Source organism: Chryseobacterium sp. AC405b, assembly GCF_979258685.1.
In genome coordinates this window covers 1,070,201-1,093,324 of record NZ_OZ409877.1, presented here as the reverse complement: position 1 = coordinate 1,093,324, position 23,124 = coordinate 1,070,201, and the positions used below count along the sequence as shown (strand labels likewise).

Below are 23,124 nucleotides of genomic sequence, written 5' to 3'. Positions count from 1 at the left end.
TTACTTTTTGTGATCCAAATACTTTTTTATTGCTTCACCCCGGTTTCTTACCTGCAGTTTTTCATAAATGCTTTGTGCAATTTTTTTAATGGCATCAATCGATAAAAATAATTTGCCTGCAATTTCCTTATTTAAAAGTCCGTTTGAGATATGATTTAAAACTTCCAATTCGCGGGGATTAAGGGTATTGATTTCCGAAGTGCTATTTCTGTCATCCTCAGTCTTGAAATAATCAATTATTTTTTTTGCGATAGAAGACGTTATCGGTGCTCCTCCATCTTGAATCAGCAGAATTTTTTCGGTTATTTTTTCCAAAGAATCTTTTTTCAGCAAATATCCATCTGCTCCTGCTTTCAATGAATTGAAGACATTTTCGTCATCTTCCAAAACGGTTAAAATAATCAATTTGGTTTCGGGATAATCTTTTTTTATGACAGAAACTGCTTCTACACCAGACATTCCGGGAAGATTGAGATCCATCAAAACAATTTCCGGAAGAATGTAGGGGAAATCTCTGATCAAAGATTCTGCATTAGAAAACATTCCTACAATATCAAATTCTTCGCTTTCAAGAAGCAGTAATTTTAATGATTGATAAAAGAGGTTATTGTCTTCTACAAAGGCAATCTTAATTTTCATCTTTTTTATTATTTGTGTTAATGATTAATTGAAAAGTGGTTCCGGAATCGCTGCTTTGCGCCAAAACAATTTGTGCATCCATCAATTCTGCCGCTTTTTTGGCTTTTAATAATCCTATCCCGGTTCCTTGTACGTTTTCTATGCTGTTAATTCTTATGTAAGGTTTGAAAATATTTTCACAATACGTTTCATTGATTCCGATGCCGTTATCGGTGAAGTTAATCGTCAAATTATCTTTGTGGATAATATAATTTATTTTTAATGACTTAACCTTGTTTTTGTTATAATAATAAGCGTTCTCTGCAACAATAATGACAATTTTGCTTAGTAATGTTGCATCTATTTTCAAATCAATTTCCTGGCTGTCAACACTATACTCAAAATCTAATTTATTTTTTTTGAAATTTTCTAAACTTTTAGTTATAATTTGCGTCATATTATGCCTGTTTTTTTGTGGTATGGTGAGGATTATTTTATTATAATCGAACATATTATTGATAAATTTTTCTTCCTCTTCAATATTTTTTTTAATTACAGAGAAATAGGGTTTCAGTTCGTCGTAAGATTTATTTTCATGAATTCCTTGTTCTATTTTCCCAATAAAAGTATTGAAAACATAAATGGGAGATTTCAAAAAATGGCTGGAAGCTTCAGTGAAAAGGAAGTAATCGGCAGATTGGTTTTTCAACTTAATTTTTGCGTCTTTCAAAGTTTTATTAAGTTTTATCAATCTTTTCATTTTAAGATGCATGTAATACGCATACATAAAAAGAAGCCCTACAATAAAATTGATATGAACAGTTAAAACAATAATTGTGGTTTTTCTGTGATTTTCATCCTGATAAAAACGAGGCAGATATTGGTTTAACGAAGTGTTTTCGATCATTAACAATGAAAAAGATAATAAATTGATGAGTAATAAATATTTGAGCTCTTTGGTATTAAAAACAATCGCAGAACCGATAATCACAGGAATATAGTAATAGGAAAGATAAGGATGGGAAAAATAACAGGATGTCACAAAAATAATCACATTATAATAGATGAAAATAAATACTTTGGAGAGCAAATATTTTCTTTTATGATTAAGATAATATACCAGTAACGGGACAGGCATTAATACTAAAGAATAAACCGCACTATTGTAAACCCCCATAAACAGGTAAAGAAACGTCGCAATACATTGATTTACAAGATAGCTGAAATTAAGAATATTAAAGAAAATAATCTTCACATTGGTTTCCTCAGAATTCTCCTTGTGAAAACCGATGTACATTAATCTTGCTATTTTAATTAAAAAATAATATTTAATGTGTCTCATTTTCATCAGTCAAATCTAATTTAAAAATGGAACCTTTTTCTTTACTGCTGTAATATAAATCCAACGTTGCATTCATTTTAAAAGCAGCAAGTTTTGAAATCGTTAAGCCCAATCCACTTCCTGCAGAAGTTTCGATTTCGTTAATTCTGTTGAAAGGATCGAATATTTTTTGTACATAATCCTTACTGATTCCGATGCCATTATCTTTAAAAAAAACAGATAAAATATTTTGCTCTCTTTTAGCATAAATTTTTATTTCCGGAACTTCGGAAACATTGTATTTCAAAGCATTATCTACCATATTCTGAATGATAATTTCTAAAAGCAAAGCATTAGAAATTATCATTTTCTCTTCAACCTGATTTACAATATGAGCTTCTTTATATTTTATTTTATAGATTTTGCAACATTTTTCAATAAACTGACGGAGGTCGAAAACTTCCAAGCTGTTGACAATATTATAAATGGATAAATAAGAAATCAGATCGTTAGAATATTTTTCATTGAGTTGATTACTTTCTTTGATGAGGTTAAAATAATAGTCGTTCTGTTGTCCTTTTTTATCCCTTACGTTGCTTTCAATTTTATTTAAAAAACTATTAATAATGAACAAAGGGGTTTTAAGTGAATGAGTGGCCGCCAAACCAAAAGTCTGCAACTCATTATTATGTACCTTAAGCGTTTTTTTCACGAAAAAAAGCCTTGTCTTTAATTTTTTTAAATTTTGTTCCTGAATTTCTACAATGAAGACAATTAAAAACACAAGCCAGAGAAGGAAAACACTCATCGTTAAAAGAAAAATTATATTCAGCAATTCTTTTCTTTCAGGAGAAAGAATATTAAAACTCACCGAAAATAAATGCTCTGGATAAAGTGCCTGAATAAAAAACAAAGTGACAAGCTGCACAATAAAAAAGATCATATAATATCCCTCTTTCGCAGAAAATACAAACAGACATGCAATAATCGGTATGGTGTAATAATGCGTTAAAGTAATAGGATAGCCGTGAAAAGTGCCGCAAAGAAAGAGATAAGTAATAATACCCTGTAAGCCAAAAACTTTTGTTAAAAGAAAATATCCTTTTTCTAAGAAATTTTTATTGATAAAATAAACAGAGAAAACAATACCGTTTAAAAAAACCATCCAGTAAAAACCATAAATCAAATAGATTACGGTGACAAGTAATGTTAAAAAATAGACGGAAATAGAAATTGCATTCAGAATTTGAATTTTGTTTTTCTCTGCTACATTCTTATGCTGAAGCGTTCCGTTATTAATAATACGGAGAAGATGTATTTTATTGAAAAACGGAATCATTTGTGACATTAACAACAGAATAAATTAAAGTTAAGGAATATTTTGTAACAGGCTAGCTTTAAATTAAAAAAAACGGGGAACAAATTTGTTCCCTGCTAACACAAAATGATGAAAAAAAAGTTATTCACTTTTTATATACCAAAGATGAAGTTTTTAAATGAAGGAAGATTTACACTTTAGGATAAATTGAAATGCACCTTAGGATAAACTTTGAATATTTAATCTCTAAGAAATGAATTATATTGAGGAATAAATTAAAATTAAACATTCCAAAACTCCCGATCCAGACTTCTGTACTGTATCGCTTCAGAAATATGATGCGACAGAATATTTTCAGACTCTTCCAAATCTGCAATAGTTCTTGCCACTTTTAGAATTCTGTCATACGCTCTAGCAGAAAGATTCAGTTTTTCCATTGCCATTTTGATGAGGTTAAATGAAGCATCATCTAATTCGCAAAACTTTTCTAATTCTCGCGAACCAATTTGAGCATTATAACTGATCGACAGATCTTTATATCGCTCATTCTGAATCTCGCGGGCAATCAAAACACGTTTTCTGATGTCTTCGCTTTTTTCGCCTTTTCTTTTTTCAGCTAATTGCTCAAACTCAACTTTCTGTACTTCCACATGAATATCAATTCGGTCTAAAAGCGGACCCGAAAGTTTATTCATATATCGTTGCATTTCAAAAACCGAGGAAGTATTATTAGGATCATCAGGAAAATACCCACTCGGACTTGGGTTCATCGATGCAACCAGCATAAAACTCGAAGGATAGTTTACCGTAAATCTCGCTCTTGAAATGGTAACTTCACGATCTTCTAAAGGCTGTCGCATTACTTCCAGTACCGTTCTTTTAAATTCCGGCATTTCGTCTAAAAATAAAACTCCGTTGTGAGCCAGAGAAATCTCACCCGGTTGAGGATAACTTCCACCGCCGACCAAAGCAACATCCGAAATGGTATGATGCGGAGATCTAAAAGGCCGAACCGTCATCAGAGAAGTTTCAGTCCCCATTTTTCCGGCAACAGAATGTATTTTTGTGGTTTCTAAAGCTTCCTTCAAAGTAAGCGGCGGCAAAATACTGGGAACACGTTTTGCCAGCATGGTTTTTCCACTTCCCGGAGGCCCGATAAGAATGATGTTATGTCCGCCTGCTGCTGCAACTTCCATTGCTCGTTTTGCTGTTTCCTGACCCTTCACTTCAGAAAAATCAAACGGAAAACTATTGATCTTATCCTGAAATTCTTTTCGGGTGTCTAAAACTACTTTCTCAAGCGGTTTTCCTTCATTAAAAAAATCAATGACTTCTTTAATATTTTCAACGCCGTAAACATCGAGATTATTCACAATTGCGGCTTCTCTGGTATTTTGTTTAGGAAGAATAATTCCTTTAAAACCTTCTTCACGAGCCTGAATGGCAATTGGTAAAACTCCTTTTATGGGTTGTAAACTTCCGTCCAGAGACAATTCACCCATGATGATATACTCCTGAATATTATCTGCTACAATTTGGTCTGAAGCCACCAAAATTCCCATTGCAATACTCAGATCATAAGCAGCACCTTCTTTCCGAAGATCCGCAGGAGCCATATTGATTGTGATTTTCTTTCCGGGAATTTTAAAGCCTACATTTTTCAGAGCGGCAGAAATTCGGTAGCTGCTTTCTTTAATTGCATTATCCGGGAGACCTACAAGATGATAGCCAACACCGCCGGTGTCTATATTGACTTCTATCGTAATTGTTTGTGCAGATACGCCGAAAATTGCGCTACCGTAAATTTTAATCAACATTATGTCGTGTTTTGAGTAAAATTATAAATTTTTCACTTATTTTTCACAAATTAATTATTAATTTTTATTTGTAAATTCTATTTTTGTTTTACATCAAATCATTTTTATGAACAAATTAAAAAATGAAGATCAGTTATAGAACGAGAAATGCCGATTGCGATTTGGAATAGATTTTAAATGAAAACTTTATAGTTCTAAAAACCTATGAAGTTATAGATAGTAATCGAAAATTTAAATTTGTAAAACAGACACAAAAATGATACAAAACATTCCATTAGAAAAAGTCTTATTTCTTGATATTGAAACAGTTCCAAACTCCGGTTCGTGGGAAGAATTACCTGAAACAGAACAGAAACTTTGGGATAAAAAAACAAAATTCCAACGGAAAGATGAGATTTCACCAGAAGATTTTTATGAAAGAGCAGGAATCATGGCAGAATTTGGCAAAATCATCTGTATCTCAATTGGAATGCTTGAAAAAAATGAAACGCTAAGAATTAAAAGTTTTTTCGGTGATCATGAGAAAAAATTACTGCAGGAATTTGGTGAACTTTTTAATAGTCCAAGGCTTCGTGATGTCATTCTTTGTGCTCACAACGGAAAAGAATTTGATTTTCCATGGATTGCGAGACGTTTTCTGATAAACGGGATGCAGCCACCTTCTCCTTTCCAAATTTTTGGTAAAAAACCGTGGGAAATTCCGCATCTTGACACAATGGAACTTTGGAAATTCGGAGATTACAAAAGCTTTATTTCACTTGAGCTTTTAGCCCATGTATTCGGAATTCCTACTCCGAAAGACGACATCGACGGATCAATGGTTTCATCAATTTACTACATAGAAAAAGACTTGCAACGAATAGTTGACTATTGTGAAAAAGATGTCTTAACTTTGGCAAACATTTTCCGGCGTATGCGTCAGGAGGATTTATTGCAGAGAAATATCAATTTAGATTAACAAATGAACTTTACAGACGATCAGATTGCCGACATTGGTGAAGAAATTATAAGAGTACTAAAAACAGTTTACGACCCGGAAATTCCGGTGGATATCTACGAGTTGGGATTGATTTACGATGTTCAGATTTCGGAAGAAGCCGATGTGAAAATCATCATGACCTTAACGAGTCCTAACTGTCCCGTTGCGGAAAGTCTTCCGCAAGAGGTAAAGGATAAAGTGAAAGAAGTAGAAAATGTGAAAGAAGTAGATTTGGAGCTTACTTTCGAACCCACCTGGAACAAAGATATGATGAGTGAAGAGGCAAAATTTGAGTTGGGAATGCTTTAATAAAAAAAGGAAGATGGATGCTGGAAGTTTTTGACAAAACTACCTTTTTCAAAATATAAGAACAATAGAAAACCTGGGAAATTTCCCGGGTTTTTGTATTTTAATTTCATTCAAAATACCTATCTGCTTACTTACTAATAATAGATTATGATAAATGTACTTCTCATAAATTATGGCTAGTCACAACTTCCGGTTTCATTCTCCCAGCTTCAAAACTTTATTCTGTAACAATCTCCCTTCCTTCTCTTCTGCTCCATTCACTCCAAGAACCCACGTATAGATTCGGGATTTCAAAACCGGCATAGGCTAAAGCTAAAATTGTATGGCAAGCCGTAACTCCGGAGCCACAATGAATGATTAGTTTTTCTGGTTTATTCTCTAGTAATTGTACATATTTCTGCTTTAAAATTTCAGGTTTCAGGAAATATCCATTTTCGTCTAAATTTTCTGAAAAAGGAATATTAATTGCCCCCGGAATATGTCCGGCAATTAGATCTATTGGTTCAGACTCACCTTTAAACCGATAAGAATCTCTTACATCGATCACTGTCGCAGAATGGCTTATCAATTCATCTTCAACATCTTCTAAGGTTGACATGGGAAGAAGCCAATCTTTTCTTTTGACAATTTCAGCTTTCTCAAAAGATTCTTTGCCAGATGAAAATTCCAAACTCTGTTTTTCAGCTTCCTGAAATCCTCCATCCAAAACCTGGACGTTTTTTAAGCCGAAAGCTTTTAACATCCACCAAGCTCTTGCTGCGGCATTCGCTCCGTTTTTATCATCATAGATTACTATTTGAGAATGTTCTGAAATTCCCAAGCGAGAAACCGTTTCAGCAAATTTTTCGACGTTTGGAAGCGGATGTCTTCCACCAAAAGCGGCATCGTCAACAATTTCTGCCAAATCTGTATCCAAATCTATAAATCTTGCTCCTTTGATGTGTTTTTGAAGATAAATTTCATGTATATCTTTTCCGGTTCGTGCATCAAGAATAATGAGATGTTTCTTTGAAATATTTTTAAATGCTGCAGGTGAAATGATTGGAGACATGTTGAGTTGATTTAAATTAAAAGAAATCAGCAACAAAAAACCGCAGAAATTTCTGCGGTGAATTTATTGATAAATGAAAATCATGGTCTGTACCAATTCCGGGTGAAGGCTTCTCGCTACCGGACAATTGTGAGCTGTTTCCTCAATGAAAGCTTTTTCTTTATCTGAATAACTGTCTGAAAAAACAAAATTACATACAATTTCGCCAATTCTTCTCGGCTCCGTTTTCATAATTTTTTGAAGGGTACAATATGCTCCGTCAATATTAATATTTTTGTCTTTACCTAAAATAGCAACAGTTGTCAATGCACATTCTGCCAAAGAGGTCGCACAAAGATCGGTTGGTGAAAACTTTTCTCCTTTCCCGTGATTGTCTGTTGGCGCATCACTTTCGATGATGGTTCCTGACTGTAAATGTTCTGCTGAACATCTGAGTCCGCCGATGTATGTTATTTTTGATGTCATAAAATTATTTTATTCTCCTTTACCTTTGTTAAGGATCTTTTTTATCTCAAATCGCAAATCTTCTAAAGTAAAGCTATCATCTACAAATCCGATTGGAAACGTTGTGTGACCTTCGTTAGATTCTTCGCATATAACAAATTCGACATCTGTTTTCTCAATTTGAAGAGTTTTTTCGATATTAAATTTGCGCTCTATTTTTTCTCCTGATTTATTAATCAAATATACTGTATAAATTGATTCAAGCGTTTTTTTAGGCTTTTCAAAAGATTTATAGACATTAATCCATTGATTGTTCCATTGAAAATTGTCAACTGCAAGATTTTTAAATTTCATATTATCTTCTGGCAGCTTTTTCTCTGCATAAAAGCTTTTCATTTGATCAAAGATCTTGTTAGCCTCCATAAATTTATTTTGAGCATTTAGAGATTTGATCAGTTTTTCATACAAAATATATTCAGAAGGATATCTTGAAATTCCATCATAATAAATCTTCTCAGATTTCTGAAAATTTTTACTTTGAGCATAATAAAAATTTCCTGCATTTTTTATTAATTCAAGATACCATTTATCATCTTTTAATTCTGAGTTTTGAAGACCTTCGGTATATGTTTTCTCTTCATTATTAATATCCTGCTTTATTTTGTAAATTTTTGCTTTTTCTATATAAAATTCAGCAACAGGAGCTTTGGAAATTGCAACATTTATGTTTTTTAATGCTTGATCATATTGTTTCAGAAACATTTGTGAGTATCCTTTTTGGAAATACAACATCGGATTATCAAAGCCTTTTTTCAATGCTTTATTATAGTAATCAATGGCTTTGACATCATTTTCTTTTCTAAAAAAAGCGTAACCAACATAGTAAAGTTCTTCTCCACTTAAGCTAGTGCTGTCCTTTTCCATTGTAACGATGTCGTCAAAATTTTCTTCGTTGTAAAGTTTCAGAACTTTTTGGGCAAAAATAGTTGAGCAGAAGAAGAATAAAATAAATAGGTAAAACTTTTTCATAATTTAAAAATGAAAAATATCCTTCGCTCTGTTGTAAGAACTTTCAAAATTTAACAAGTTCAATTTATGTTCTGCTTTTTCTACACTCATAAAATTGATCACCTGTTCGGTTGGCATATTTCCTACAAGATCGTCTTTTGCCATCGGGCAACCGCCAATTCCTTTGATGGCAGAATCAAATCTTCTGCAGCCTTTATCGTAAGCAGATTTTAATTTTGAATAAGAATCTTCATATCGGTTATGAAAATGTGCTCCGAAATCAATATTCGGATATTTTGAAGGTATTTTCTCAAATAAAACAGAGATCGTTTCCGTTGTTGCAACTCCCGTTGTATCAGAGAGTAAGATGTTTTTAATTCCGATTTCAGAAAAACGGTTTACCCAGAAATCTACATCTTCCCATTTCCACATTTCGCCATAAGGATTTCCAAATGCCATGGAGAAATAAAGATTCAGTTCTTTGCCTTCACTTTTTGTAAGCTCCAGCATTTTAACCACATCATCAAAAGCCTCTTCCTGATTTTTGTTGGTATTTCTGTGCTGAAAAGTTTCAGAAATAGAAAAAGGAAACCCTAAAATATCCACAGACTGATGCGCCAATGCTTTTTCAGCTCCTCTGTAATTTCCGATAATAGCAGAAACCTTGGTGTTGGATAAAGATTTGTCGATATTTTCGGCAACCTCAGCAGAATCGGCCATTTGCGGAATTGCTTTCGGCGAAACAAAACTCAGACAATCTAAGACATCAAACCCTACTTCCATTAATGAGTTGATATAATCGATTTTTTTGGCAGTGGGAATAAATTCTCCCCAACCCTGCATGGCATCTCTGGGACATTCTGTAAGAAACATGTTCACTTTTGATTTTCTCAAATATAATAAAACTAAAACAATTCGATCTTTGCAATAAACAAAGCTAAGATTCTTTTGATAACCAATAATTTATAATTGATTCATAATTTCGATCCATTATATTCGATTACAAAAAACCTATTCTCAGTATCAAATTTGCTAACTTTGTTAAAATTTTATACATCTAATGAGTACAATTGAATTCAACCAAATGTGGAGAGAAAAATTACTGAACCGTTTTCTCAGCTATGTAAAAATATATTCAACCAGTGATGCAGAAAGCGAAACTACACCCTCTACAGAAAGACAGTGGGATATCGCCAAATACATCGTAGAAGAACTGAAAACAATCGGTCTGGAAGACGTTTCTATTGATGATCACGGCTACATTATGGCTTATGTTCCTTCCAATCTGGAAAATGACAGTCAGCCAACCATTGGATTTATATCCCATTATGACACTTCACCGGATTTTAGTGGCGAAAACGTAAAACCACAAGTTTGGGAAGATTATCAGGGCGAAGATTTACTTTTAAATAAAGAAAGCAACTTCACACTCTCTCCTTCAAAATTTGAAAGTTTAAAGATGTATATCGGTCAGACTTTAATTACGACAGACGGAAACACTCTTTTGGGAGCCGATGATAAAGCGGGTTGTGCAGAAATTGTAACAGCTGCAGAATACTTAATTGCTCATCCTGAAATTAAGCACGGAAGAATGGCAATTGGCTTCACTCCAGACGAAGAAATCGGAAGAGGGGCACACAAATTTGATGTGGCTAAATTCGGAGCTGAATTTGCTTATACAATGGACGGAAGTGAAGTTGGAGAATTGGAATATGAAAACTTCAACGCTGCAGGAGCGGTCGTAAAAATCCATGGATTGAGTGTACACCCCGGTTATGCTTTCGGAAAAATGGTGAATGCAAGTCTTTTGGCGGCAGAATTCATTCAGTCACTTCCTGCAAATGAAACCCCTTCTACTACCAAAGGTTTTGACGGGTTTTATCATTTGATGGATGTTACTTCTGATGTTTCAGAATGCAAGCTTCAATACATCATTCGTGATCATGACGAAGAGAAATTTGAGGCAAGAAAAAAATTCATGGAGCAAAAAGTGATAGAATTCAACCAAAAATATGGCGAAGGAACGGCTGAAGTGGAAATTAAAGAACAATACCGCAACATGAAACAGCAGTTTGAAGGCAAAATGCACATTGTTGACCTTGCTGCAAAAGCCATGAAGGAAGCAGGAATTGAACCTAAAATAAAAGCGATCAGAGGCGGAACAGACGGAGCGCAATTATCTTATATGGGATTGCCTTGTCCGAATATTTTCGCCGGCGGAATGAACTTCCACGGACCTTACGAATATGTTGCTTTGGAAAGTATGGAGAAAGCAGTGGAGGTGATTGTGAATATTGTAAAAGCGTAAGAGTTTTTAAAATATAATTGAAATCCAGCTCTTTTTTTGATCTGGATTTTTTCTACTTAATTTCAGTAATTTTCTATAAATACTTTTCAAAAAATAAGCACAATAGCATTTAATAATAATGAAAACGTAACTAAAATAATAAGTTCATTATTAAAATTAGTTCTTTTCTTAAATATCTTGTCGATAGCAAAAGATAAAAACAAAAATAATATTCCTGAAATTGCTACAAATAATGTTCTTGTAATCAACGCTGGAACAAACTCTTCTTTCTTTATTTGGCTCCAGGTGTTCTCAGTACCAATCCAAAAATTCGAAAAAAATATTAATGATATTATTCCCAAGAAAATTATTATTCCTTTTAATAGTAAATAAATGATTTTGTATTGCTTGCCCATGGTTAGTAAAAAAACCACTACAAACTGCAGTGGCTTCACAATATTTAAAATTAAATTTTAATCATTCTGTTGGCTTCCTAAAAAAGCATCCCAACCCTGCGCCGTCAAAGCAACCAATTGATTAGACCCTCTCGCCACCATAAAGTTTCCTTCTTCTCTTTCAACAGCATGGCCAATAATCGTAAAATCCGGGTGATTTCTCATTTTCTCAAAATCATTTGGCGAAATCGTGAACAGCAATTCATAGTCTTCACCCCCGCTTAAAGCCGTCATTACAGGATTTAAATTCAAATCATCTGCAGTTGTAATCGTCAGATTGTCCATCGGGATTTTCTCTTCGTACAATCTGAAACCTACTTTCGACTGGTCTGAAAGATGCAGAATTTCCGACGCCAAACCGTCTGAAATATCGATCATCGATGTCGGTTTGATATCTAATTGTGCCAAAATTCCTTTCACATCGGTTCTAGCTTCAGGCTTCAACTGTCTTTCCAAAATATAGTCGAAACCTTCCATTTCCGGCTGCATATTCGGATCTGCGAGGAAAACAGCGTGCTCTCTTTCCAGAATCTGAAGTCCCATATAAGCACCTCCTAAATCTCCGCTTACCACAAGCAAATCGTTTGGTTTTGCAGTGCTTCTTTTTACGATATTTTCTTCGTCTTCAATTCCTACTGCCGTAATACTAATGACCAATCCTGCGTTGGAACTCGTCGTATCTCCGCCAATCAAATCAACTTTATATCTTCCGCAGGCAGCCTGAATTCCTGAATATAATTCTTCCAGAGCTTCTACCGGAAAACGGTTGGATACCGCCAAAGAAACTAAAATCTGGGTTGGCGTTGCATTCATTGCCGCAATATCACTCAAATTCACCACAACCGCTTTGTATCCTAAATGTTTCAACGGAACATATCCTAAATTGAAATGAACTCCCTCTGCCAAAACATCAGTTGTTAAAACTACTTTTTTATTCCCTGGATTGATAACGGCTGCATCATCTCCTACTCCAACTTCCGAAGATTCGTTAGTCAGAGGAAAATGTTCTGTCAAATGTTTTATTAAACCAAATTCTCCTAATTTGGAAATGGGTGTTAACTCCGGTTCTTTATCTTCAAACATATTTTAATATAAATAATGGGTAATTGGCAATGAGTAATTTTGACCATAGTCAGAACATTAAACTCAAAACCCTAAACTAAAGTGCTAATGCTGACGGATCAATATTTTCAGGACGGAAAGGAAGTTTTTTAAAATCTTCTCTCGTCATCAATACCGTTTCGGCAGTTTTGTATTTATTCATTGCTTCGATCACGTCATCGGGCGGGGTTGTCATTTTTCTAAGCATGGTATCAATCCAGACACCGGTAGCTTCTGAGGTAGCGCAATGAGAACCATCAGGAAGATAAAACTTGTGAACAAAACGATAAATTGCAGCATCTTCTGCACAACCGTCAATTTCAAGACTTACAATCACGATTTGATCGGCAAATATTTCTTTAAAGAAAGAAAATCTTTCATGCATAATGACCGAACCAATTCCCCAACGGCTCATCTGTGTAACTCCCATTTTTTCTTTTTTCATGAAAGCCATTCGGGTTTGTGCGCAATACTGTACGTAAGAAGAGTTGGCAAGATGTTTATTGGCGTCTAAGTCGCTCCAGCGTACTTCAAATTTATGGTAGAAAATCATTTTTATTAATAGTTTTAATTTGAACTTTTTTAAGGCCAAAACATTTAAACAATTAAGTTATTTTTTAGCTTTAAAGTTCAAAATTATAATCCTCAAAATTACTCAAATAAGATGGTTTATAAAAATTGTAGTTTTGTAAAAATAATCTTCAGCATAAGATTACTAATTTATGAAACAAATTATCATTATCGGAGGTGGCGCAGCAGGGTTTTTCTGTGCATCAAATCTTGACGAAAAGAAATATAGAATTACAATTTTAGAACAAAATTCTGACGTACTTCAGAAGGTGAAAATTTCAGGAGGCGGAAGATGTAATGTTTCTCATGCCTGTTTTGATCCAAAAGAATTGGTTCAGTTTTACCCACGTGGACACAAGGAATTATTGAGTGTTTTTACCAAATTTCAACCCGGTGATATGATGGACTGGCTTGAAAAACGAAAAGTTTCGTTGAAGATCGAAAATGACAACAGAGTTTTCCCGGAAAGCAATTCTTCTCAGACGATTATCAATACTTTTCAGAATGAAATCCAGCAGAAAAATATTGAAGTAAAAACGAAATGTTCTGTGAAAGAAATTATTAAAAAAAATGATCAATACCTGGTTTCAACAAGTTTGGGAGATTTTTCAGCTGATTATATCATCTATACCACGGGAAGTTCGCCGAAATCTTTAAAGATGATCGAAAATTTGGGACATAAAATCATTGAATTAGTTCCGTCGCTGTTTACATTTAATATTAAAGATGATTTGCTGAAAGATTTAGCCGGAACAAGTTTTGAAATGGCAGAAACATCAATTCCAAAATTAAAAACTGAAGAAACCGAACCGTTGCTGATTACGCATTGGGGACTTTCCGGGCCTGCGATTTTGAAAATTTCGGCTTGGGAAGCAATTAATCTGGCAAAAGTAAAATACAATTTTGAGGTTCAGATAAATTTTATTTCTAAAGATATTGATGATGCAGAAGCATTATTTCAGAATTTTAAAATCTCAAATCCTAAGAAATTAATCGGATCATCGAAAATTTTCGAAGTAACGAATCGTTTTTGGCAGAGAATATTGGAAGTTTCAAAAGTTGATTTAAATAAACAAATTGCGAATATTTCCGGAAGAGAAATGCAGACGATTTTAGAAAATTTGTGCAAAAAGAAATTTAATGTAACTGGAAAATCAACTTTTAAAGATGAATTTGTGACTGCAGGTGGCGTCGATTTAAAGGAAATTAATTTTAAAAATATGTCTTCGAAAGTGCTGCCAAATTTTTATATTGCAGGCGAAGTTCTGAATATTGATGCCGTGACGGGTGGTTTTAATTTTCAGGCTTGCTGGAGTGAGGCCTGGTTGATTGCGCAGGATTTAAATAATTTATAAATAAAACTATATCATGAAAAAATTACTTGTTTTTATACTACTGATTATCTCTGTAAAAACTTTTTCACAGGAAATGACTTCTCCAAATCAAGAAAATGTAAGCGAAGATGCCAAGATTTATGAAGATGTCGCTGATAAAGCAGAATATCCCGGAGGTTTAGATGCATTTAGGAGAAATTTTGCTCAAACTTTTAATTCAGGTAATATTAATGGAAGAGGACAGATAAAATCTGAAGCTGTTTTTGTAATAGATCAAGCCGGATATATCACGGACATTAATATTATGGGAGATAATAAATCTATGAATAAGGAAATGAGACGAGCAATAAAAGCCATGTCTAAAACTAAATGGGCATCCGCAAAGATAGATGGACAGCCTGTCAAATCCAGATTTAAATTTCCTCTTACAATTAATATCGGAAACTAATTGCTTTCAGCCAAAAGAAATATTTCAACTTTCATTAAAATCCTTTTAATCATTGGCTTCGGATATTTCTTTTGGCTCATGCTCAAAATTACTTTAGAATATATTCCTTTCAACACCAACGTCAGCTTTTTAATGATTAAACAGACTGAAGTTGCTGAAAGACCGGAATATCTGTGGTTTTTCTATACCCATGTTTATACGAGTATTTTTGTCTTACTTACAGGATTTTTAGCCATTTTAAGAAAAGATTTCGGCTTAAAAAACTTTCATAAAAACGCTGGAAAAATTTATATTTTTCTGATTCTGCTTTTTGCTGCTCCATCAGGAATTTACATGGGAGCTTTTGCGAATGGCGGATTTTTATCTAAACTTTCCTTTGTGATTTTAGGCTGTTTGTGGTGGCTCACAACTTTTAAGGCTTATCAATTAGTGCGGCAAAAAAAATTCAAAGAACACAAACAATGGATGTGGCGGAGTTTTGCGCTCACAATTTCTGCCATCACTTTGAGAATATGGAAGGTAATTATTGTATATTTATTTCACCCAAACCCGATGGATGTTTATCAGATTATAGCTTGGCTGGGTTGGGTTCCAAACATCCTTTTAATTGAATATTTAATCACAAAAAAATACATATGAAAATTTTAAAACTGACTCTCACTTCGCTGATTTTCGTTGCTCTTGCGAGTTGTAAAAAAGACCCAACCGTATCTGCAACTTCTACGGATTCTGTAGTTGCCAAGAAAGATTCTGTGGTTGCCCCTGAAATTTTCAAACAATATTACGGAATTTATACCGGAGAATTTTCGGGTAAAGAAATGATGCACGACACCGAAATAGATGAAGATTATGAAGGAATCAACATCAAAAGACTTTCTTTAAAAATAAACAAAATCACGAAAGACAGCGTTTACGGACAAAGCATCGTGAACGGAACTCAGCGACCTTTCAGAGGAATTTTTAATGAAAGTTCTCAATCATTTATACTTGACGAGCCGGGAAATGATAAAACGGACGGAAGATTTGAAATTAAATTAAAAAGCGACAGCATCACCGGAAAATGGACCGCATTTAATAAATCTGCCGTAAAAGCTGCTACCAAAAATTTAAAGCTGATTAAAAAGGAATTCGTCTATAATCCGAATTTTATGCTCGATGAAAACTCCGATTTGATTGACTGGGAAAATCCGAGAGATTTTAAAGAAAAATATACAGACGAAGAAACCGGGAAAACAGAAACGTATACTTCATCTAAAAATAGAATTGCATCTGATGCAGTCTTCAAAATCAATGCATCAAAGCAAAAACTGAGCGAAAAAGACCTAAAAAATCTACGAAAACTGGATATGGAAATCATTAAAAATTCAGTTTTTGCAAGACATGGCTATTCTTTCAAAAAACAAACCTACAGAAACTTTTTTGAGCAGACCGATTGGTACATTCCGGTTTCAAATAATGTTGACAGAGAGCTTTCTGCGATGGAAAAGGAAAATGTGGCTTTGCTAAACCGATTTATTAAATATGCGGAAGACAAATATGACTCGTTCGGAAGATAAATTATACAGATTGTCTGTTGATTGAATTAAATTTTATTTTCACAAAAAAATACAGCAGCAAACAGCCTGCTCCATAGCACAAAATATCAATCCAAGAAAATGAATTTCCAATCACGATATACATTAGACTTCCAGGTTGGAAGCCTAATTTTTCTGCAATATTGAAAAATTGGGCAACTTCTATTAAACAGGAAAATGCAAATATTCCCAGAATAAGTTTTGTGTCATTTACAATCAGAAAACTTTTGAAGAAAGTGAAAAGCAGCATCACGACAATAACATCACCCAGATAGGCTCTGATAAAGAATTGATCTTTTAAAACAGTCGCTATTAAAACTTCAATACAAAAAATAACCACTGTTAAGAGGAAATATTTCAGGCTAAACTTGAATTTCATCATCATTAATTTTGGCTAAAGCCCCGGAATTTAGATTAAAAAAGAGCGGACTAAAGTCCGCACAATATCTCCATTTAATTATAATAAAACTATTTTTTCACTTTAATAGAACAACCAATTGCAACTGTTTTTGTAGTTTTTATGGGTTCATTTTTTATCAAAGAGTTAACAGCATCTTTCACATAATGTTCCGTTGCTTCATCAGCATTTTCGTAATTGTTATCAATTGCGCCTATGTATTTTACGATATTTTTACCGCCTTCTTTCTGCAAAACAAAGACATGAGGCGTTTTTGTTGCCCCATATTGAGGATAAATCTTCTGGCCTTCGTCTAACAGATAAGGAAACATAAAACCTTTTTCTTTCGCTCTTGTCATCATTTCGTTAAAGCCATCTTGAGGCTGTACTTTGGGATCGTTTGGATTGATCGCAATTACAGGAAAGCCGAGATCTTTAAACGTGTTGTCGAGTTTTATAATTCTGTCCTCATAACTTTTAGCATAAGGACAATGGTTACACGTAAAAATTACGATAAAACCTTTTGCCTGAATAAAATCTTTCAAAGAAACCATCTTGCCATCGACGTTTTTCAGTTTAAAATCTGTCGCAGCATCTCCTACTTTATAACCTTTAACTTCTGTGGAGCTTTTGGATTCTTGCTGCGGTTTATTCTGAGCATTTATATGTATCAGACTCAAACCAAGCACAAGCGCAGTGAATATTATTTTAAAATTTTTCATCGTTATAGATATTTATTGATTGTATTTTCAAGTTCATATTTACTCATTTCTCCGTTGTTGAAATGTACTTTTTCCCCGTTTTTATAAAAAATAGTTACCGGTATATTGCCTTCCCAACTTTCATCAAACTTCGGAATCCATGTATTCATTCTTTTGATATCATCCAGCAAAATCACTTCAGCTTTCAGCTTTTTGTTCTTAATAAACTGAATTACTTTTTCTTTATCTTTTGCACGATCTAAGGAAACTAAAAGCATTTTAAATTTAGAATTATCTTTAAACTTTTCATTGACCTTCATAAAATCGGGCAACTCTTTCACGCACGGAGCGCAAGTTGTTGACCAAAAATTCAAAACCAGAAAAACATCTTTTTCTTCCTGAATTTTCTTCTCAAGCACTTCATAATTGATCGTTGGAATGTCTTTTATAATGATTTCCTCCTGCGAAAAATAAAAAGATACACTGAAAATCAATGCCATTAAACTCAAAAATTTCTTCATATTCAAAAATAGTAAAAGCATTTTGTAAATCAGCGAAATACAATCCGTTAAACTTTGTTAATTAATGTATTTAGAATTAAAGATAAATGCATTTTTTGCTGAAATTATCAGAAACAAAATAAGATTGTATTATAAATTCCTCTGCGATGCGGTTTGATTAATTGGTATTAAGTTTGCTGCCATGAAATAGTTAAAATATACGTCTGATAGTAGTTTAAAATCAGTATTACCAAAACAAAATATAATGAATAAAGCAATTATTCTGCTCGGTTTACTTTTCGGAGCCATTATGTCTGCTCAGGAAGCCGTAAACAAGAATGCAATTGAAAACAATATCACACAAATTCCCAATTACAATGAGTTGGTTAAGAAAAAAATTAACTTAAAAGATGTTGTTACGACCGCAGATACTCCACCAGAATTTCCCGGAGGATTTAATGCCTTCAAACAAAAATATTTTGACGGTATGCCTACGATTAATTTAAAACACCAGCAAAAATTAGACACACGCATTTATTTTGTTGTTGAAAAAGATGGCTATGTAAGAAATATTGCAGCCATCGGAAGCGACAAAAAGCATGTAGAAGCAGCAGAATTAGGTGTTAAAAGAATTTTTATCCGTTGGAAACCAGCCATAAAAAATGGTAAACCTGTACGTTATCTTTACACATTTCCATTGTCTGCAAGAAAATATTAAGGAAGGCTTTTTATAATAGAATTTACTTTCCGATCATTTTTTTAATCGAATTCAGCTTCATTAATGCTTCAATCGGGGTTAACGTATTGATGTCGATTTTCGTCAGTTCTTCCCTGATATTTTCCAAAACAGGATCATCCAGCTGGAAGAAAGAAAGCTGCATATTTTCCTCAGTTACTCTCTTAATATTTTCAGACGAACCATTTTGAGAACGGCTCGCTTCTAAGGTTTTCAAAATCTCATTGGCTCTGTTGACCACTTTTGATGGCATTCCGGCTAATTTTGCAACATGAATACCAAAGCTGTGCTCACTACCGCCAGAAATTAATTTTCTTAGAAAGATAATATTTCCTTTATTCTCCTGAATCGACACATGGAAATTCTTTATCCGTTCAAAATTTACCGTCATCTCGTTTAATTCGTGATAATGCGTTGCAAATAGAGTTTTTGCCTGTGTAGAATGCTGATGAAGATATTCTGCAATCGCCCAGGCTATGGAAACACCATCATAAGTGGAAGTACCGCGACCAATTTCGTCTAGCAAAATCAAACTTCGGTCAGAAATATTATTTAAAATATACGCAGCCTCGTTCATCTCCACCATAAAAGTAGATTCGCCGGCAGAGATATTATCACTCGCTCCCACTCGCGTAAAAATTTTATCCAAAACTCCGATCTCAGCATATTTTGCAGGAACAAAACTTCCGATCTGTGCCATTAAACAGACAATGGCTGTCTGACGAAGAATTGCTGATTTACCCGCCATGTTGGGACCCGTAACCATAATAATCTGTTGAGAATCTTTATCTAAAAAGATGTCATTCGGGATATATTTTTCGCCTAAAGGAAGGGCATTTTCGATGATTGGATGTCTCGCTTCTTTCAAATCTATAGAGAAACCATCATTTAAAACCGGCTTTGTATAACTTTCAGAAACTGCCAGTTCAGATAAACCAACCGCAACATCGAGCTGTGCAATGATATTTGAATTCTCCTGAATCATGTCCATATAAATCATCGTGTCCGAACATACTTTTCGGTACAGTTGATTTTCCAAAACGCTGATTTTTTCTTCAGCACCCAGAATCTGACTTTCATATTCTTTCAGTTCTTCTGTGATGTACCGTTCTGCGTTTACAAGCGTTTGCTTTCTGATCCAATCGCTTGGAACTTTATCTTTATGGGTGTTTCTTACTTCAATGAAATAGCCGAAAACATTATTAAAATCTATTTTAAGACTGGTAATTCCGGTGCGCTCTACTTCACGTTGACACATCTCATCCAGAAAACCACGACCTTTATTTTGCAAACCTCTCAGATGATCGAGCTCTTCTGATATGTTTTGTTTGATTACGTTTCCTTTGGCGAGATTGACCGGAAGTTCTTCATTTAAATGATCTTCAAGCAATTGAATTAAATCATCTAAAGAATTTAATGGCTCGAGCCATGCTAAAACATCTGCATGAGAATGAAGCAATCCTTTAATTTTCTGAATATTAGTCAAACTTTGACGCAGATAACCCATTTCTTTAGGTGAAATTTTTTCTGCTGCCAATTTTCCCATCAACCGGTCTAAATCTGAAATAGATCTCAGAAGTTGTGAAATTTCATATTTGAGCTGATCATTTTCGTTTAAAAAATCAATTAAAGAAAGTCTTCTGCCTATTTCTTCTACAGATTTTAATGGAAGTATAATTCTTCTTCTCAGCAATCTTCCGCCCATTGGTGTGGCCGTTTTATCGATAATATCTAAAAGAGATTTACCTTTCGGATTACTTGGATAAACGATTTCCAGATTTCTCAGTGTAAAATGATCCATCATCAGATACTCTTCCTGCGGAATAATCTGAATTTTGGTGATGTGCGCCAATAATTTGTGATGCGTATCTTCTACCAGATAAGCGAAAATAGCTCCCGCCGCTGTAATTGCTAAAGGTAAAGTTTCAACCCCAAAACCTTTTAATGAATTGGTTCTGAATTGATTTGTCAATTTTTCGTAAGCAAAATTATATTGGTAAGCCCAGTCTTCCAATTTGAAAACATTTCTGTTTTTCAATTGATCCGGAATTTGCACACTTCTCTGATAAATAATTTCACTCGGATCAAACGTATTGATGATGTGTAAAATTTTATCTAAATTTCCTTCACTCACCAAAAATTCTCCGGTAGACACGTCCACCATCGCAATTCCGTATTTTTCTTTTTCCTTGTGAAGCGAAAGCAGAAAATTGTTCTTTTTTGAGGTTAAAACCTGATCATTAAACGTAACTCCGGGAGTAACCAATTCGGTAACGCCACGTTTTACAATTCCTTTCACGGTTTTCGGGTCTTCCAACTGGTCACAAATCGCAACACGAATTCCTGCTCTCACCAATTTAGGCAAATAAGAATCCACCGAATGATGCGGAAAACCTGCCAGTTCGATGTGACCGTCTCCGTTGGCTCTTTTCGTCAGAACAATTCCTAATATCTGGGAAGTTCTCACTGCATCCTGACCAAAGGTTTCGTAGAAATCTCCCACTCTGAAAAGTAAAAGCGCATCAGGATATTTCGCCTTGATGGTATTGTACTGAGTCATTAACGGGGTTTCTTTCTTCGTCGCCTTTGCCATTAAAAATTGTCTTAAAATTGGGTTGTAAAAATAGGAAATAAAAAAGAAGGAGGGAAATGATACTTTTTCATTTTTCTCCACAGATTTCGCAGATTAACACAGATTTTTTGCTAATAAATCTTGTCTAAACATACGATTTTACAATACAACGATTTGTAAATTACTTTCTACTACCTGAACTTTGGTTTTATATTCAGTTTCATTTACAATTTCATAGAGATCAATAATTAATTCGGCTTCCTCTTCTAAAGTCATTATTACTTTAGTTGCTAATTGACGATTGGCTTCCAAATTATCAATCATCATTCGCATTATTTCTAAGCTAAATTTATCATCAACAAACTGAAATTCTTCAAAAACAAAAAGACAGTTGTTTTCGGCAATCCAATCAATATGAAAGTCAAAAATTTGGTTATTATTATATTTTCCTTTTGTTTCGTAGAATGGGGAAAAAAGTTTTTTAGCTTGAACAAAATTTAGATAATCGGAAAGTGTTTTTATTGATTTGGGGAATCTAAAAAGTTCAAGATTACTATTTTCAAGAATTTGGCTGAGACTTTTTTGTCTTTCCTTTTCTGTTTTTCCAACAATCAAAATGTGTTTCTGAAAAAGAAATTTTTTATCCATTTTTTTGTAATAGCTAAAACTAATATTTTAAATCTTCTCTTTTTTACTACAATGTCTCTCCAAAGCTTCCGTCGCTTTCTCATAAGCCCATTTCTGCTTGTAATCAACCCATTGAGCTTTAAATAGTTTTCGCAAAATCTTATCGGTGTATCTCATAATGAAAACATGATACAGCATATTGGCAAAAACTTTAGGTTTATTGGGCAAGGCTCTTAATGACATTGAAAAGCCTGGTTCTAAATATCTGTTGAAATGCCAAAAAGCTCCGGGAATAAAAAGTGCATCGCCGTGTTCCATGAAAATCTCAATACCTTTTGCGTATTTCAGAGCCGGAAACTTCTCATAATCCGGATTTTCATAATCGATATCGTAAACCGTGTGAACCGACAGCGGAACTTTATATAAAAACTTCGACTGTTTCTGGTCAAACAGTAAAATTCTTTTTTTTCCTTCGAAATGAAAGTGCATAAAATCACCCAAATCTACATCGTAATGCATCAAAACATGCGCTTCACTTCCGCCGAAAAATAAAGTCGGAAGTCTTTTGAAAAACTTAATTCCCAAATCAGGATAGGTGAAATTCTTCAGTAATTCAGGAAGACGGTCTGTGATGATGTAAAAGAAAATTCTCAGATCTGAAGGTTTAGATTTTATCGTGTCAATGTAATCTTTCATTTTCATCTTTGCAACTGGTGCATCAGAACTTTTTTTGGAGTCTGCAGGTTTGTTATCATAAAGTGGAACTTCTTGTTCGCCAGCTTTTTCTTTAATAAAATCAAAATTCCATTTGTCGAAAGCTTCCCAGCGGCTTGCATAATTTTTGATCAGAAGCGGTCTCTGTTTTTTGAAGTAATTTTCCTGAAAATCTTCTTTAGTGATATTACTGACAACATCTACGTTTTCGAGAATCATGGGTTTGTAATTTAATGCGAAATA

At 34.0% G+C, this 23,124-nt stretch carries 25 protein-coding genes; 8 read left to right on the top strand and 17 right to left on the bottom strand.

Going from position 1 to position 23,124, the window contains the following annotated elements:
* From ACZZZA_RS05310 to ACZZZA_RS05295, 4 genes are all read right to left on the bottom strand, one after another.
* A complete protein-coding gene (locus tag ACZZZA_RS05310; protein WP_463430153.1) occupies positions 1 to 639 on the bottom strand; it encodes a response regulator in 639 nt (212 codons plus the stop codon).
* The gene (locus ACZZZA_RS05305; RefSeq protein ID WP_463430152.1) at positions 629 to 1,960 is read right to left on the bottom strand and encodes a sensor histidine kinase; all 1,332 of its coding nucleotides are present in this window, start codon (positions 1,958 to 1,960) and stop codon (positions 629 to 631) included. The genes ACZZZA_RS05310 and ACZZZA_RS05305 overlap by 11 nt, the downstream gene beginning before the upstream one ends.
* Positions 1,947 to 3,287, bottom strand: coding sequence for a sensor histidine kinase (locus tag ACZZZA_RS05300; protein ID WP_463430151.1), 1,341 nt, complete (start codon positions 3,285 to 3,287; stop codon positions 1,947 to 1,949). Before ACZZZA_RS05300 ends, ACZZZA_RS05305 begins: the two co-directional genes overlap by 14 nt.
* Before the next feature lie 251 nt (positions 3,288 to 3,538).
* Entirely contained in the window at positions 3,539 to 5,074 is a 1,536-nt protein-coding gene (locus ACZZZA_RS05295) for a YifB family Mg chelatase-like AAA ATPase (protein ID WP_463430150.1), read from the bottom strand.
* Positions 5,075 to 5,330: 256 nt separating this feature from the next.
* Between ACZZZA_RS05295 and ACZZZA_RS05290 the strand changes: the two genes are divergently transcribed.
* Positions 5,331 to 6,032: a 3'-5' exonuclease gene (locus ACZZZA_RS05290; protein WP_463430149.1), complete on the top strand. Its 702-nt coding sequence runs from the start codon at positions 5,331 to 5,333 to the stop codon at positions 6,030 to 6,032.
* Between the two features lie 3 nt (positions 6,033 to 6,035).
* Positions 6,036 to 6,362, top strand: a complete 327-nt coding sequence (locus tag ACZZZA_RS05285) for an SUF system Fe-S cluster assembly protein (RefSeq protein WP_267608192.1) — start codon at positions 6,036 to 6,038, stop codon at positions 6,360 to 6,362.
* Between the two features lie 217 nt (positions 6,363 to 6,579).
* Here ACZZZA_RS05285 and ACZZZA_RS05280 read toward each other — a convergent pair whose 3' ends face one another.
* The 4 genes from ACZZZA_RS05280 to ACZZZA_RS05265 all read right to left on the bottom strand — a co-directional run bounded on the left by ACZZZA_RS05280 (position 6,580) and on the right by ACZZZA_RS05265 (position 9,738).
* A complete protein-coding gene (locus ACZZZA_RS05280) occupies positions 6,580 to 7,413 on the bottom strand; it encodes a sulfurtransferase (RefSeq protein WP_463430148.1) in 834 nt (277 codons plus the stop codon).
* Positions 7,414 to 7,476: 63 nt separating this feature from the next.
* On the bottom strand, positions 7,477 to 7,878 hold the full coding sequence (locus tag ACZZZA_RS05275) for an OsmC family protein (protein ID WP_463430147.1): 402 nt from the start codon (positions 7,876 to 7,878) through the stop codon (positions 7,477 to 7,479).
* Positions 7,879 to 7,887: 9 nt separating this feature from the next.
* Positions 7,888 to 8,886 carry a tetratricopeptide repeat protein gene (locus ACZZZA_RS05270; protein ID WP_463430146.1) on the bottom strand — a complete coding sequence of 333 codons (999 nt, stop codon included), beginning with the start codon at positions 8,884 to 8,886 and terminating at the stop codon, positions 7,888 to 7,890.
* A 3-nt stretch (positions 8,887 to 8,889) separates the two neighbouring features.
* Positions 8,890 to 9,738 (bottom strand): hydroxymethylglutaryl-CoA lyase, encoded by an 849-nt coding sequence (locus tag ACZZZA_RS05265; protein ID WP_463430145.1) that lies wholly within the window; start codon positions 9,736 to 9,738, stop codon positions 8,890 to 8,892.
* A gap of 187 nt (positions 9,739 to 9,925) precedes the next feature.
* Between ACZZZA_RS05265 and pepT the strand changes: the two genes are divergently transcribed.
* Complete coding sequence (gene pepT / locus ACZZZA_RS05260; RefSeq protein WP_463430144.1) at positions 9,926 to 11,173, top strand: peptidase T; 1,248 nt, start codon at positions 9,926 to 9,928, stop codon at positions 11,171 to 11,173.
* 86 nt (positions 11,174 to 11,259) lie between these two features.
* Here pepT and ACZZZA_RS05255 read toward each other — a convergent pair whose 3' ends face one another.
* The 3 genes from ACZZZA_RS05255 to ACZZZA_RS05245 form a co-directional block, all read right to left on the bottom strand.
* Entirely contained in the window at positions 11,260 to 11,607 is a 348-nt protein-coding gene (locus tag ACZZZA_RS05255) for a hypothetical protein (protein ID WP_463430143.1), read from the bottom strand.
* An 18-nt stretch (positions 11,608 to 11,625) separates the two neighbouring features.
* Complete coding sequence (gene thiL / locus ACZZZA_RS05250; protein ID WP_463430142.1) at positions 11,626 to 12,690, bottom strand: thiamine-phosphate kinase; 1,065 nt, start codon at positions 12,688 to 12,690, stop codon at positions 11,626 to 11,628.
* A 76-nt stretch (positions 12,691 to 12,766) separates the two neighbouring features.
* The gene (locus tag ACZZZA_RS05245) at positions 12,767 to 13,261 is read right to left on the bottom strand and encodes an acyl-CoA thioesterase (RefSeq protein WP_463430141.1); all 495 of its coding nucleotides are present in this window, start codon (positions 13,259 to 13,261) and stop codon (positions 12,767 to 12,769) included.
* Positions 13,262 to 13,430: 169 nt separating this feature from the next.
* Between ACZZZA_RS05245 and ACZZZA_RS05240 the strand changes: the two genes are divergently transcribed.
* From ACZZZA_RS05240 to ACZZZA_RS05225, 4 genes are read left to right on the top strand one after another with little or no spacing between them, the layout of a single operon-like run.
* A complete protein-coding gene (locus tag ACZZZA_RS05240) occupies positions 13,431 to 14,633 on the top strand; it encodes a BaiN/RdsA family NAD(P)/FAD-dependent oxidoreductase (protein ID WP_463430140.1) in 1,203 nt (400 codons plus the stop codon).
* Between the two features lie 13 nt (positions 14,634 to 14,646).
* A complete protein-coding gene (locus tag ACZZZA_RS05235) occupies positions 14,647 to 15,060 on the top strand; it encodes an energy transducer TonB (protein WP_463430139.1) in 414 nt (137 codons plus the stop codon).
* Positions 15,061 to 15,699, top strand: coding sequence for a DUF2306 domain-containing protein (locus tag ACZZZA_RS05230; protein ID WP_463430138.1), 639 nt, complete (start codon positions 15,061 to 15,063; stop codon positions 15,697 to 15,699).
* Positions 15,696 to 16,616 carry a YARHG domain-containing protein gene (locus ACZZZA_RS05225; RefSeq protein ID WP_463430137.1) on the top strand — a complete coding sequence of 307 codons (921 nt, stop codon included), beginning with the start codon at positions 15,696 to 15,698 and terminating at the stop codon, positions 16,614 to 16,616. Before ACZZZA_RS05230 ends, ACZZZA_RS05225 begins: the two co-directional genes overlap by 4 nt.
* Before the next feature lies 1 nt (position 16,617).
* On the opposite strand, the gene ACZZZA_RS05220 is transcribed toward ACZZZA_RS05225, so the two are convergent.
* The 3 genes from ACZZZA_RS05220 to ACZZZA_RS05210 form a co-directional block, all read right to left on the bottom strand.
* Entirely contained in the window at positions 16,618 to 17,013 is a 396-nt protein-coding gene (locus ACZZZA_RS05220) for a ribosomal maturation YjgA family protein (RefSeq protein ID WP_463430136.1), read from the bottom strand.
* 89 nt (positions 17,014 to 17,102) lie between these two features.
* Positions 17,103 to 17,753: a thioredoxin family protein gene (locus ACZZZA_RS05215; protein ID WP_463430135.1), complete on the bottom strand. Its 651-nt coding sequence runs from the start codon at positions 17,751 to 17,753 to the stop codon at positions 17,103 to 17,105.
* A gap of 2 nt (positions 17,754 to 17,755) precedes the next feature.
* Positions 17,756 to 18,253, bottom strand: a complete 498-nt coding sequence (locus tag ACZZZA_RS05210; RefSeq protein ID WP_463430134.1) for a TlpA family protein disulfide reductase — start codon at positions 18,251 to 18,253, stop codon at positions 17,756 to 17,758.
* A 244-nt stretch (positions 18,254 to 18,497) separates the two neighbouring features.
* Between ACZZZA_RS05210 and ACZZZA_RS05205 the strand changes: the two genes are divergently transcribed.
* Positions 18,498 to 18,950: an energy transducer TonB gene (locus tag ACZZZA_RS05205; RefSeq protein ID WP_463430133.1), complete on the top strand. Its 453-nt coding sequence runs from the start codon at positions 18,498 to 18,500 to the stop codon at positions 18,948 to 18,950.
* Between the two features lie 22 nt (positions 18,951 to 18,972).
* Here ACZZZA_RS05205 and mutS read toward each other — a convergent pair whose 3' ends face one another.
* The 3 genes from mutS to ACZZZA_RS05190 form a co-directional block, all read right to left on the bottom strand.
* Positions 18,973 to 21,561: a DNA mismatch repair protein MutS gene (mutS, locus tag ACZZZA_RS05200; protein WP_463430132.1), complete on the bottom strand. Its 2,589-nt coding sequence runs from the start codon at positions 21,559 to 21,561 to the stop codon at positions 18,973 to 18,975.
* 138 nt (positions 21,562 to 21,699) lie between these two features.
* Positions 21,700 to 22,188: a hypothetical protein gene (locus ACZZZA_RS05195; protein WP_463430131.1), complete on the bottom strand. Its 489-nt coding sequence runs from the start codon at positions 22,186 to 22,188 to the stop codon at positions 21,700 to 21,702.
* Between the two features lie 27 nt (positions 22,189 to 22,215).
* The gene (locus tag ACZZZA_RS05190) at positions 22,216 to 23,100 is read right to left on the bottom strand and encodes a cupin-like domain-containing protein (protein WP_463430130.1); all 885 of its coding nucleotides are present in this window, start codon (positions 23,098 to 23,100) and stop codon (positions 22,216 to 22,218) included.
* Between the last annotated feature and the right edge of the window lie 24 nt (positions 23,101 to 23,124).